Raw genomic sequence first — 12,456 nt, 5'->3', positions numbered from 1 at the left:
GCCACAGCATCGACACCAGCAACAGCAACCGCCGAAGCAAACACCTCCGACAACAACCGACCCGCCACCGACACACCACCACGCACCGGCACCAACACCGCACGCTCGGCCTCCGACAACAACTCGACGTCGCCCGTGATTGCTGTCGGGGTGTGCGCCGATGCCGTGAGCAACCGGATCAGGCGCTGGGCATGTGCCGCGATGGTTTCCTCGGTTGCCGAGTGTTCGCGGTAGGCGAGTTCGATGGTCAGACCGGCGGGGACGCCCAAGGCGTCGAACGTCTCTTCGACGTGCACGACCAGGTCGGCCCGACCGAGGTCTTCGGGCGAGTAGGAGCAACCGAAGGACAGCAGAACTCTGACGAGGTCGGAACTACTCGTTGCGTGTTCACCGAGGGCCTCGGACACCGACTGGAGCGACACGTCGGCATGGTCGAGGGCTGCGGCATCGACGCCACGAAGTTGCGCCGCAATATCGCTGAAGGTGTCCGTCGAATGAACCGTGCCGCGAAGGGCGACGACGTTCTCCCGCGTGGCCGGGGTGCGGGCACCGATCACTACATCCGGTTCACCGGACATGCGAGCGAGGAGCACGGCCAATGCCGTGTGTACCGATACCAGGACGCTCGAGTTCTGGGCGGTGGCGGCAGCGAGCAACGTGCGATGAAGGACGCCGTCCACCGAGGTCGTGTAAGACGTAGGCGCAGGCTGGTCCTGCCGTGAGCCGACCGCGATACCGGGCAGGCCGACCGGATCGGGGGCGTCGACCAGAACTGACGTCCAGTATGCCAATTGCTCGCGCTCGAGCCGACGGAGCCGGCCGATTGCGGCGCTGTCCGGATGCACGTCGTCGATGACATCGTGGGGACTTGCCGCTACGAATGAACCCACGATGTCGACGAAGTTTCGGTGGTGTTCAGCCAGATCGTCGTCTTCGTACCGATTCGGGTTCGCTCGGAAATCGACGAAGGTCCTCGACGGTGAGCCACTTTGGTAGACGTTGACCAAGAGGTCTTCGACCGGGCCGGATGTGACGATGTTGAATTCGCCCACGATGGGCCCGAGGTGGATTTCTTGGTGGAACAGCATCACATTGACCAGGGGCCCCACGAGAGCGCTGGACTGGCCTCGACTCGTCAGGTCGCGGCGTATGTCTTCGATGCTGAACCGCTGGTGCCTCAAGGCGCCCATGAGTTCGAGTTGCACTTGTTGAACGAGTTCGCCGACGTTCTGGCCGTGCTTCACTCTGATCGACAGCGGCGCTACGTTCACCAACATGCCACCGGATCGGCGAAGCACTGCCGTGGTTCGCGCCGAGACGGGGATGTTGACCAGCACCTCCTCGCGGCCTGTCATGCGAGAGAGGTAGCAGGCGAACGCGGCGATCACCACGGCTGCGGCCGTGGCACTCTTGGTGGCGTCGGAGTCCTCCAACGCGTCGACGACGTCGACGGGGAGTGCCGCACTCTCGAGCTTGCTGGCCGCAATCGTGGCCCCCGAGGTTCCCGCCAGGGTGGCGCCGTCCTGGGCTCTCCCGACATGCTCGGCCCAGTACTCGCGATCGGTTTCGAAGCGGCTCGACGAGCGGTAGGTCTGATCCAGGTCGTACAGGGTCTGTAGTGCTGCGGCTTTCGCAGGTGCTGCCTCGCGGCCTTCGAGCTCGGCGGTGTAGAGCTCGGCGGTCCGATTCACCACGGTCATAGCGCCGTATCCATCGAGTGCGACGTGGTGGATCTTGCTGTACCAGAGATAGCGGTCGTCTTCGACGTGAATGACCCACACACTGACGAGCCGGTCGGTCATGACGTCCATCGGCGCTGTGTAGTTTGCGTCGATCCACGCCTTTGCTGCGCCCATCGGATCGGACTCCGCGCGGAGGTCCATGTAGTCGACCGAGTCGTCGATATCGTGATCGATGACCTGCATCGGCTCGCCGTCGACCTCCAACAAGCGGATGAACGCCGACTGGAACTCGTGGCCTGCCTGCCGGGTTGCTTTGCGTAGAAGCTCGAGGTCGAGGTCGCCGCGCAGATCGACGTACTGCGCAATGCATACCGGCACCTCTGGTGCCAGCTGCTGAGCGAACCACATTCCGCGCTGAGCCGAAGACAGTGGGAAGGCTTTGGACGCATCGACACCCTGGGAAGGGGTGCTTCGAGAATCGCCTGAGACCGCGGCTCGCATTCAGAAGCCTTTCTGAATCGAATTCGGTGACGCAGCGATCGATCGCGGTGCCGTTCTTCCCAGAGGTTTCATGGCAGAAGCGATCAATGTTGAATCCGTTCTCGTTCGTGCGTCATCGGTGCTGAGTGTGGTCTGCCGCGTGAACCTGCCGCTGGTATGCCAGCAGCCTGCAACGCGCTTACCCGAATGGTTCGTTACGCGACGCAATGTGGATTGGCCGCGCACCGCAACCGCTAACCGACCGACCGTATGTTTCGGGCTTTCAATTGGACTCGGTCCCGGTTTTCAGGTGCAGGTGGCTGTCCCGTTTGCCGGGCAAGGTGTTCGGCATCGCCCCCTCCCACTGAACTTTCAGGTAGCGCACATTCCTGGCCGTGCAGCTTTCTGCGAAACCAGGTCGGCCAACCTGTGAGTGCGGGTTCACAAGCATAAAGTTCACTATTGCAGGAATCGACTTTACGTCACCGACCGTTACAAATCGCACGCACTTGAAATACCAGGCGTCGATTGCTTCACCTGAATGACCACCTTTAGGTGGCAGTAGTAAAAACCGGCTTGTCGCTGGAACTAAGGTTGCTTTCTTGCCGAAGAAACATTCTCGGGGAATGTTTTTTCGCGTCGTGCAACTTTGGATACGAGGAAGACAGCTGCACCGACACACAGCAGGATCTCCGGAATTCCACCCAGATCGGTCGCCACTGTTCTGTCGTCACGGAGCACAACTCGATCGACCAGCGCATCCGGCTCGAACAGCTCGGACTGCTCGATAATGTCACCCTGTGGAGAGACGATCGCGCTGATCCCACTCGTCGCGGCCACCACCGCCGATCGACCGTGCTCGACTGCACGGACACGCGACATCGCAAGTTGCTGATATGTCATCTCGGTATCGCCGAACGTAGCGTTGTTGGTCGGTATGGCAAGCAGTTGAGCTCCCGAGCGCACCGACTCCGTCAGAGCACGATCGAAGGCAACCTCGTAGCAGGTGGCCACACCCACGGCGATCGAAGCTGCATGGACGACGCCGTCGCCGCTGCCCGGTACGAAATATCCCGCACGATCGGCATATTCGGAGAACAGACGAAAGAAGCTCCGAAACGGAAGGTACTCGCCGAAAGGCTGGATGATCTTCTTGTCGTGGCGCTCCCCCGGTCCCGCCGCACCGTCCCACACGATTGCCGAGTTGGTTGTCGTGCGATCGTCGTTGACCAGCACCGCCCCGACGAGAATCGGTGCCCCGATCGTCTCGGATGCCTCGGTGATCAGCGCAGCAGCATCGGGGTTGCGTAGCGGATCGATGTCCGATGCGTTCTCGGGCCAGATCACCACATCCGGCGCGGGCTGACGACCGGCAGCAACGTCGTCCGCGAGTCGCAGCGTCTCGCGGACATGGTTGTCCAGCACAGCTCTGCGTTGCGCGTTGAAGTCGAGACCGAGCCGCGGCACACTCCCCTGGATCGCGGCAACTGTCACAGTTTCCTCGCCCGGCCGAGCAGTGTTCGACGCCAGCGTCGGTAGAAGCGCGAGCGCGACTACGGACGCGGCGAGCGTGACGGCAACGGCCGCCAGCCATCGCCGGGGTGTTCGATCGCGCAACCCAGCGTGGACCAGGGCTGCGATGCCGCAACCGGTGAGCGCCACGCCGAAACTCAGCAGCGGTGCGCCGCCGAGGCTCGCGAGCGGCAGCAGCCAACCGTCGGGCTGACCGAAGGCGAGTCGACCCCACGGAAACCCGCCGAACGGAAATGTCGATCGTGCCCATTCGATCAGACTCCAGGCCAGTGCGATCGACAGCGGCCACCACCGTGACGGCGACAAGACAATTGCCAGCACGCCGAACAAGCCGATGAACACCGATTCTGCTGCAGCGAGCGCAAGCCACGGGAGTGGACCCACGTAGACGCCGATCCACGGAAGTAGTGGAACGAAGAAGCCCAACCCGGCCAGGTAGCCGTAGCCGAACCCGCTCTTCTTCGATGGAGTTCGCCCGCCGACGCCGGTCAACACCAGGACCAGCAGGGCGATGCCGATCGGTGCGAGGAACCAGAGTTGACGCGGCGGGAAGCTTGCGAACAGCAGCAACCCCGATGACACCGCAGCTGCGCTGCGCAGCGCGACTACAGCTGCACTGCTCGAGGTTGCTGCACTGCTCGAGCGTGCTGCGGCGCCCTCACGCTTCATGGATCACACGACCACGGTGAACTGTGCGTAGACAGCGAGGACTCGTCGATTCCGGTTCGAGCGCAGGGAGCGCGGGGACGCCGGCCCGCGGATCTGTCGACCACCGTGCCACGGTGTCGGCGGGGGCCCGGACGACGAGTTCGGTGGTGTCCCACACTGCGTAGCTTGCCGGCGCGCCTGCGACCAGAGTGCCGGCGAGTCCGTCGCGCACTCCGCCGGCCCGCCAGGCGCCGCGCGTCGCCGCTGCGAACGCGGCCCTGGGTGAGATGCCACTGCCGGCCGTCCGGTGGTTGACAGCGGCTCGCAGCATGGCCCAGGGATCCACGGGAGTCACCGGCGCGTCCGAACCGAAGGCGAGCGAGACGCCGGCTGATGCGAGCCGTGCGAGCGGATTCAGATCGGCTGCGCGCTGCGTGCCCAAGCGCGTGGAGTAGGAGCCACTCTCGCCTCCCCACAGTGCGTCGAATGCGGGTTGCATGCTTGCGATGACGCCCCAGGACGCAAGTTTGTCCGCCTGCGCGGCCGACACCATTTCCAGGTGCTCGATTCGGTGACCTCGCGAGGCGAGAGCTGGGCCACCCATCAGCGATGCGGTCTGCTCCAGTGCCTCGACGACAGCGCCTACCGCGCCGTCGCCGATCGCGTGAAATCCTGTTTGGATGCCTGCCTCGGTGCATGCGAGTAGGTGCGCCGAGATCGAATCCGGTCCCAGGTACGCGATTCCGGTGCCCGAGTCGTCCCCAGTGCCCAGGGCGTCGGAGTACGGCTGCGTCAACCACGCGGTGTGTGAACCGATCGAACCGTCGACGAACAGGTCTCCACCGAGGGCGTGCGCGCCTGTCGCGGCCAGCAGTTGACGTGCCTCTTCAGCCGTGTCGACCGCTTGCCCCCAGTAGCCGCGAACCTGCACACCGTGTTCGAAGGCCAGGAGTTCGCGAAAATCGTCGAGTCCCGCGATGTCGGGGCCACCGCACTCGTGTACCGCACACACACCACGAGAGGCCGCCAAGTCCAGCGCCGATCGATGCGCCGCAGAACGGTCGGCGACGGTCAGAAGTGAGCGTGCCGTGGAGCGCACAGCGTGATGGGCGTCGGCGGTGAGCGGGTGTTGCGGATGGAAACCGCGAGCTGATTCCGACAGGTCACTGGCGCGCCGCAGAGCCGTCGAACAGGCCGCGGAATGCGAATCGATGCGTGTGAGGTACACGTTCCGACCCGGGGCAGCCTCGTCGAGGTCGGCGGTGCATAGCGGGCCTCCGTCCGCCCAGGCGGCGTCGTCCCAGCCTTGCCCCCAGATGACGGCGTCCGTGGACTGCGCGGCGAAAGAGCGAATCCGGTGCAAGCATTCGACTCGGGACGAGCACCCACCGAGATCCAGACCGGTGAGAGCGAGGCCCAAAGCCGTCGTATGGACGTGGGTATCGACGAACGCCGGGGCGACGAACGCGCCGGCAAGGTCGATCTCCTCAGCGCCCGGGTGCAGGGCTCGCCCTGTTCGGTCCTCTCCCGTCCAGGAGACGATGCCGTCGGTGACGGCCATCGCAGTTGCATCAGGAGAGGACGGGGTGTAAATCCGCCCGCCGAGAAGAAGTTGGGTACGCACGGGAGACAAGTCTGCCCTCAGCGGGTCGGCTTATCGAAATCCAATCCGTCCATCTCGAGCACGAGGTTCGACGCGCCACCTCTCGTAGGCGGGCCGGCCTGCTCCGGAACGACTTCCCCGTCGATGACGGTGGGTCGCATTCTCGAGGTTGCGGTGACAACGGTTGGCATCCACCGCGCAGCCACGATCATGACGAGCGGCCTCAGCGCCCATCGGGTGAAGGGCAGCAGGAGCAAGATGCCGAAGAGCGAGGAGACCAGTCCGGGCGCGAACATGGCCACAGAACCTATGGCGAAGAGCGCTCCGTCTGCCACTGCGACGCCAGGAGAACGTTCACCTCGACTCGCGGCGCGGAGCCCTTCCATGATTCGCTTGCCCTGCGAACGAACCAGGACGAGACCGAAGATCGAACCTGCGACGAGCAGCAGGACGGTCCACATGACGCCGATCGCGCTGCCGACCGCGATCAGGGCTGCGACCTCGACCACGACGTAGAGAATGAAAAGCGCAAACACTGTGGTTCCTTTCGTTGCCTGCACGTACAACGAACGACGCAGTGCAATTGCTCCCGTCACCGGCCACCGATTTCGGTAACGATCAAATACCGGGCCGTACCAGACCTGTCTCGTACGCCAGGACCACCGCCTGCACCCTGTCCCGCAGGCCCAGTTTGGTCAGGACCCGTCCGACGTGAGTTTTGATCGTGGCCTCGGACAGCACCAACCCAGCTGCGATCTCGGCGTTGGACATGCCTGTGGCGAGCAGCTCGAGAACTTGACGCTCACGTTCGGTGAGTGCATCGAGGCGCCGCGGGTCCTGGGAGGGCGACGCATTGTCGGCGAGAAACCGGGCCAGTAGCCGCTTGGTTACCTTCGGTGAGACGACGGCATCTCCGGCAGCGACGCTCCGAATCGCCGAGACGAGATCGTCCGGAGGGGTGTCCTTGAGCAGAAACCCGCTGGCCCCCGCTCGAATCGCGCCGACAACGTGCTCGTCCAGGTCGAAGGTCGTCATCACGAGCACGCGCGAACTGGCTTCCGACGACGTGATCTCTGCAGTAGCGGCTACTCCGTCGAGACCTGGCATCCGGACATCCATGAGAACGACGTCGGGCGAGTGATCGTTCACGGCCCGCACGGCCGATTCGCCGTCGGCGGCCTCGCCGACAACTGTGATGTCGTCCTGGGCATCGAGGACCATCGTCAAGCCCATGCGCATCAGCTCTTGGTCGTCGACGATGAGTACGGTGATCGGCACCGGTTCAACTTAACGTCAATCGAGGGGTAATTCCGCCCGCACCCGCCATTGGCCGTCGTCGACTCGTCCCGCCTCGAGTGAACCTTGTAGCACTGCCACTCGTTCGCGCATACCGAGAAGCCCGTTTCCAGTTCCCTCGACTGCGCTGCTGTTGCCGCCTGCCTCGGCCGGCGTCGTACCGGTGTTGACGATCTCGACCAGTACGTCCTCCTCACGACGGACCACTACAACCTTCGCCTTGGGTGCATGCCCACCGTGGCGAAGAACGTTGGTCAACGACTCCTGCACGAGCCGGTGGATGCCCAAGCTGATGGCCGGGCCGATATCGTCGAGATTGCCCGTCTGCTCGAGCTCGACATTCAATCCAGCTCTCGACATCATGTCGACGACCTTCGCCAGACCCGCCGTTCCGTACAGCGGTACTTCGTCGGCGTTCGGGGTGGTGCGCAGCAGAGCGACGGTTCTTCGCAGTTCCGCGAGCGCCTGCCTTCCGGTCGCCGAGATGTTGGCCACCGCCTGCTCGGCGCGGGCGGGATCCTTGCGGATTGCGTAGGACGCGCCGTCCGCTTGCACCACCATGACGCTTACACCGTGGGCGATGACGTCGTGAAGTTCGCGAGCTATGCGGGTGCGTTCCATCGCGACGGCTTCCTCCGCGCGTCTGTCGCGGTCGTACTCGGCCACCGCGAGTCGCGCTTCGACCGCTTCGTCGTAGGCGCGGCGTGCGCCGATGAACTCCGCTGCGATCCAGGCGAGCGCAAACATCATGACCGTGAACAGAACGGTCGAAATCGGCTCCTGGGCAAACAGCATCAACGCCAGCACGCTGTCGACCGTCACGGCGACGAGGTAGATCGCAGCATCACGTCGTCCGACGTAGGCCACGAGGGTATAGAGCATGATCGGTATCGCGATCAATGACGGGTGCAGATTCTCGGTCTCCCCCACCGCGATCCCGCCGAACGTACTGAACAGCGACGCCAACAGCACCGAAACCGCGACGATGCGCGGATGTCGGCGACGCCACGCAATCGGCACACACACCGCGATCGATACCACGACGAAAAGCAGCCAACTGTGCATCGACGAGTTGCTCAAGAATGCAATTGCGTCCGCGATGAACAGCGCTACGGCCAGCAACGAGTCGGCCACGAAGGGCTTACCCCTGAGCCAGAGACTGAACCTTCGCATGTGGTTGAGTCTGCCGTATGGCGGCAGCAGACTGGGGATTGTTGATGGTTGCTGCGTTCGCGGCAGGGTGGGTCGACGCGGTTGTCGGCGGGGGCGGCTTGATCTTGCTGCCTGCGATCCTGGTCGTCGCCCCCCAGCTCAGTGCCCAGGCCGCACTGGCGACGAACAAGATGACGGCGGTATTCGGAACGGGCGCGGCGGTGGTCACGTTCGCGCGCAGGATTCCGCTCGACTGGCGTGTGATGGCGCCGGCAGGGGCAACGGCAGCGATTGCGTCGGCGTGCGGTGCTGCGGCCGTGTCGCTGATCGACCGGGACCTGTTCATTCCGATCATCATGGTGGTTCTGATCGGCGTGGCCGTTCTGGTGACCGCGCGCCCCACGATCGGGACGATCGCAGCGGATCGCCCGCCCACGCGGTCGAAGTTCGTGCTGGTGGTTTTTCTCGCCGCAGGTGGGTTCGGCTTCTACGACGGCATTCTCGGTCCCGGCACCGGAACATTCTTCATCATCGCGTTCGCGACGCTGCTCGGAACGGAATTCGTTCGAAGTGCGGCGATGGCCAAGGTTCTCAACCTCGGTTCCAACATCGGTGCACTCGTGTTCTTCGCCGTTACCGGCCATGTGCTGTGGCAGCTCGGAGCAGTCATGGCGGTATGCAACGTCATCGGCGCGCTCCTCGGTTCGAGGACGGCGCTGTCGCGGGGTTCGGGCTTCGTTCGGGTGGTACTGCTCTTCGTCGTCATCGGCATGGTCATTCGGCTCGGTTGGCAACAATTCGGCTAATGTCGTGTGCTGTGGCCCAGCTGTCAGATCGACATGTCGACCCGGAATTTCTGGCGCTGCCGCTCCGCGAGTTGGCCGATTCGGCGCTCGATGCTGCACAGCGCGGTGGCGCGTCTCACGCAGACTTCCGTGTGCACCGTCTTTTCTCCCAGTCCCTGAACATGCGAGACGGATCGGTCCAATCCGTCGTCGACGGTTCCGAGATCGGGCTGGCCGTCCGCGTGGTCGTCGACGGGACGTGGGGTTTCGCCTCGCACTCGGCACTCACCATAGAATCAGCCGCCGAAGCCGCTCGCACTGCAGTGACCGTGGCAAAGGCCCTGCGGGAGTTGAACCGTGAGGTGGTGCAACTGGCCCCGGAACCGATCTACCGTGATGCCACCTGGGTGTCGGCTTACGACAAGGACCCCTTCGCGGTGCCGACGCAGGAGAAGGTGGAAGTGCTCGGTGAGTACTCCTCCCGCCTACTCTCCGCCGACGGGGTAGATCACGTGACTGCGTCCGTAATGCAGGTCAAGGAGCAAACCTTCTATCAGGACCTCGCCGGGAGCTCGATCACTCAGCAGCGCGTACGAGTGCATCCGCAGCTCGAGGGTACGGCTGTCGATCAGTCCGCCGGCGTCTTCGAAAGCATGCGAACCCTCGCTCCCCCGGTCAGTCGTGGTTGGGAGTATCTCGAAGCGAACAGCACCTGGAACTGGGACGACGAACTCGCGCGGATTCCGCACTGGCTCGCGGAGAAGATCAAGTCGCCCTCGGTCGAGCCGGGTCCTACGGACCTCGTCATCGACCCGACGAATCTCTGGCTCACGATCCACGAGTCGATCGGTCACGCAACAGAATACGATCGAGCCATCGGATACGAGGCGGCATACGCGGGCACGTCGTTCGCGACCCCGGACAAACTGGGGACGTTGCGTTACGGCAACCCCGCGATGCATGTGACGGCAGATCGGACGGAGCGACACGGGCTTGCCACCGTCGGGTACGACGACGACGGTGTCGCGGCCCAGAAGTGGGATCTCGTCCGCGAAGGCATTCTGGTCGGGTACCAGCTCGACCGAGTTTTCGCGCCGAGAATGGGTCTCGAGCGGTCCAACGGATGCTCGTACGCGGACTCTCCGCATCACGTTCCCATCCAGCGCATGGCCAACGTCTCTCTCGAACCCGATCCAGTCGTGGACCGCAGTATCGACGACCTCATCGCAGCGGTGGACGACGGCATCTATGTGGTCGGCGACAGATCCTGGTCGATCGATATGCAGCGCTACAACTTTCAGTTCACCGGGCAGAGGTTCTTCAGAATTCGCAACGGCCGGTTGGACGGCCAGGTGCGCGACGTTGCGTATCAGGCGACCACGACCGACTTCTGGGGGTCGATGGAACTCGTCGGCGGCGCGTCCACGCGCAGACTGGGCGGCGCATTCAATTGCGGCAAAGCACAACCCGGTCAGGTCGCGGCGGTCAGCCACGGCTGCCCCGCTGCACTGTTCCGTGGTGTCAACGTACTGAACACGCGATCGGAGGCGGGCCAGTGATACCCGGATACGAAGTGGTCGAGCGTGTACTGGCACTCGCCACCGCCGACGAGACCATCGTCATCGTCACCGATGCGAGCGAGGCTTCACTCCGGTGGGCAGGAAATTCGATGACCACCAACGGGATATCGACATCGAGAAAGTGGGCTGTCGCATCGATCGTGCGAGGCTCCGCCGGTGCGCGTGTCGCCACCGCGTCGTCGACGTCGATCGATCCGGCCGAGTTCGAGTCGATCGTCCGAAAGTGTGAAGCAGACGCCGGCGAGGCCGAACCAGCCGAGGACGCTATGCCTCTCGTCTCGGCGACCGCCTCATCCGTCGACTGGGATCTGGAATCGGAACGGACGAGCATCGACGTCTTCGCTCACCTGTCGAGCGATCTGTCGACCGGGTTCGATGGCGCCGACCGGTTGTACGGCTTCGCGCACCACCAGGTCGAGACCGTGTGGCTCGGCACCTCCACCGGGGTACGCCGACGCTTCACCCAGCCGACTGGATCGGTGGAGATCAACGGCAAACGCGGCGACGCCAGCGGATGGGTCGGTGCCGGAACGAAGTACTTCGACGACGTCTCCGTGCACGGACTACTGGTCGAGCTTTCGACACGCCTGGATTGGGCGTCGAAAACCGTCGAACTTCCCGCGGGGAAATACGAGACGATCCTCCCGTCGTCCGCAGCTGCCGACCTCATGATCTACCTGATGTGGACCATGGAGGGACGAGGGGCGCAGGAGGGACACACCGCCCTGTCCCGTCCCGGTGGCACCCGCATCGGCGAGAAGCTCGGCGCGTTGCCGCTCACTCTCTTCTCCGATCCGGCCTACCCCGGGCTGGAGTATTCGCCCTTCCTGACAACTGCCTCCTCGAACAACTCTGTATCTCTGTTCGACAACGGTCTGGAGACGTCCCGGGTGGACTGGATTCGCGACGGGGTCGTCAACGCACTCGCGTATCCCCGATTCGCCGCCGAGAAGTACGGCGCTCCAGTCACCGTGCCCGGAGACAATCTCGTGCTCACCGGTGGCAGCGACGCCGATATCCACGACATGGTTGCCCGCACCGAACGTGGATTGTTGTTGACGACACTGTGGTACATCCGCGAAGTGGACCCGGCAACCCTGCTGCTGACCGGCTTGACCCGCGACGGTGTCTATCTCATCGAAAACGGGAAGGTCACCGGAGCCGTCAACAACTTCCGATTCAACGAGAGTCCGCTGGACCTGTTGCGTCGTGCGACCGAGGCCGGGGCAACAATTCCTACGTTGCCACGCGAATGGAAGGACTGGTTCACCCGAACGGCCATGCCTCCGCTACGTATTCCGGACTTTCACATGTCCTCGGTGAGTGCTGCGCAGTAGCTGTTCGCTTGGGCAGGAGTTCAAGTCTCTGGCAGACAACTACGCAGGGTGATAGTCGGACGCTGCATAGGCACTTTGCCGTCGCATTCTTCGAGGGGTTTTCGTCGAGGATCCTCAGCACAGGCAACGGACTTCTCGGCTGTGCGCAGCCCGAACCGGCGTCAGGTTTCTGTCGGTGGGGTGCTCTACCGTTTGACGGTAATCGAACAAACGTTCGAGCATGTGCCGAGATCGGGGTGAACCATCGAGTGAGCATCGACAACGACCTACTCCGCGACCTCGACTTCGAACCCGACCCAATTGCGGGGTTGCTCAGCGACACCGTCGCCGCCCACCGCGCCGCCAACGCCGCCCTCGCCG

9 protein-coding genes are annotated in these 12,456 nt (G+C 63.6%); 3 read left to right on the top strand and 6 right to left on the bottom strand.

Annotation, left to right across the window (positions count from 1 at the left end; genetic code table 11):
- The 6 genes from J1M86_RS23825 to J1M86_RS23800 form a co-directional block, all read right to left on the bottom strand.
- On the bottom strand, positions 1–2,183 hold a 2,183-nt coding region (locus J1M86_RS23825), incomplete at its 3' end, for a condensation domain-containing protein (RefSeq protein WP_241260613.1).
- Positions 2,184–2,750: 567 nt separating this feature from the next.
- Positions 2,751–4,364 carry an apolipoprotein N-acyltransferase gene (gene lnt, locus J1M86_RS23820; RefSeq protein ID WP_206511629.1) on the bottom strand — a complete coding sequence of 538 codons (1,614 nt, stop codon included), beginning with the start codon at positions 4,362–4,364 and terminating at the stop codon, positions 2,751–2,753.
- On the bottom strand, positions 4,354–5,967 hold the full coding sequence (locus J1M86_RS23815; RefSeq protein WP_307786730.1) for an amidohydrolase family protein: 1,614 nt from the start codon (positions 5,965–5,967) through the stop codon (positions 4,354–4,356). Before J1M86_RS23815 ends, lnt begins: the two co-directional genes overlap by 11 nt.
- A 17-nt stretch (positions 5,968–5,984) precedes the next feature.
- A complete protein-coding gene (locus J1M86_RS23810; RefSeq protein ID WP_206511628.1) occupies positions 5,985–6,482 on the bottom strand; it encodes an FxsA family protein in 498 nt (165 codons plus the stop codon).
- Positions 6,483–6,564: 82 nt separating this feature from the next.
- Positions 6,565–7,224, bottom strand: a complete 660-nt coding sequence (locus J1M86_RS23805; protein ID WP_075839930.1) for a response regulator transcription factor — start codon at positions 7,222–7,224, stop codon at positions 6,565–6,567.
- A gap of 15 nt (positions 7,225–7,239) precedes the next feature.
- Positions 7,240–8,415, bottom strand: coding sequence for a sensor histidine kinase (locus tag J1M86_RS23800; RefSeq protein WP_206511627.1), 1,176 nt, complete (start codon positions 8,413–8,415; stop codon positions 7,240–7,242).
- A 17-nt stretch (positions 8,416–8,432) separates the two neighbouring features.
- Between J1M86_RS23800 and J1M86_RS23795 the strand changes: the two genes are divergently transcribed.
- From J1M86_RS23795 to J1M86_RS23785, 3 genes are read left to right on the top strand one after another with little or no spacing between them, the layout of a single operon-like run.
- Entirely contained in the window at positions 8,433–9,200 is a 768-nt protein-coding gene (locus J1M86_RS23795; protein ID WP_206511626.1) for a TSUP family transporter, read from the top strand.
- Entirely contained in the window at positions 9,200–10,738 is a 1,539-nt protein-coding gene (locus J1M86_RS23790) for a TldD/PmbA family protein (protein WP_206511625.1), read from the top strand. Before J1M86_RS23795 ends, J1M86_RS23790 begins: the two co-directional genes overlap by 1 nt.
- Positions 10,735–12,096, top strand: coding sequence for a metallopeptidase TldD-related protein (locus J1M86_RS23785; RefSeq protein ID WP_206511624.1), 1,362 nt, complete (start codon positions 10,735–10,737; stop codon positions 12,094–12,096). Before J1M86_RS23790 ends, J1M86_RS23785 begins: the two co-directional genes overlap by 4 nt.
- Positions 12,097–12,456: the final 360 nt, after the last annotated feature.

The organism is Rhodococcus sp. KRD197 (assembly GCF_017168235.1).
In the GTDB taxonomy this organism is placed as follows: domain Bacteria; phylum Actinomycetota; class Actinomycetes; order Mycobacteriales; family Mycobacteriaceae; genus Rhodococcoides.
The sequence above is the reverse complement of the archived record's forward strand: the minus strand, read 5'-3'. Positions and strand labels throughout refer to the sequence as shown.

Excerpts from the sequence above, each read along its gene's own strand:
- lnt (WP_206511629.1), bottom strand. The coding sequence starts at position 4,364 with ATGAAGCGTGAGGGCGCCGCAGCACGCTCGAGCAGTGCAGCAACCTCG.
- J1M86_RS23795 (WP_206511626.1), top strand. The coding sequence starts at position 8,433 with ATGGCGGCAGCAGACTGGGGATTGTTGATGGTTGCTGCGTTCGCGGCA.
- J1M86_RS23800 (WP_206511627.1), bottom strand. The coding sequence starts at position 8,415 with ATGCGAAGGTTCAGTCTCTGGCTCAGGGGTAAGCCCTTCGTGGCCGAC.
- J1M86_RS23790 (WP_206511625.1), top strand. The coding sequence starts at position 9,200 with ATGTCGTGTGCTGTGGCCCAGCTGTCAGATCGACATGTCGACCCGGAA.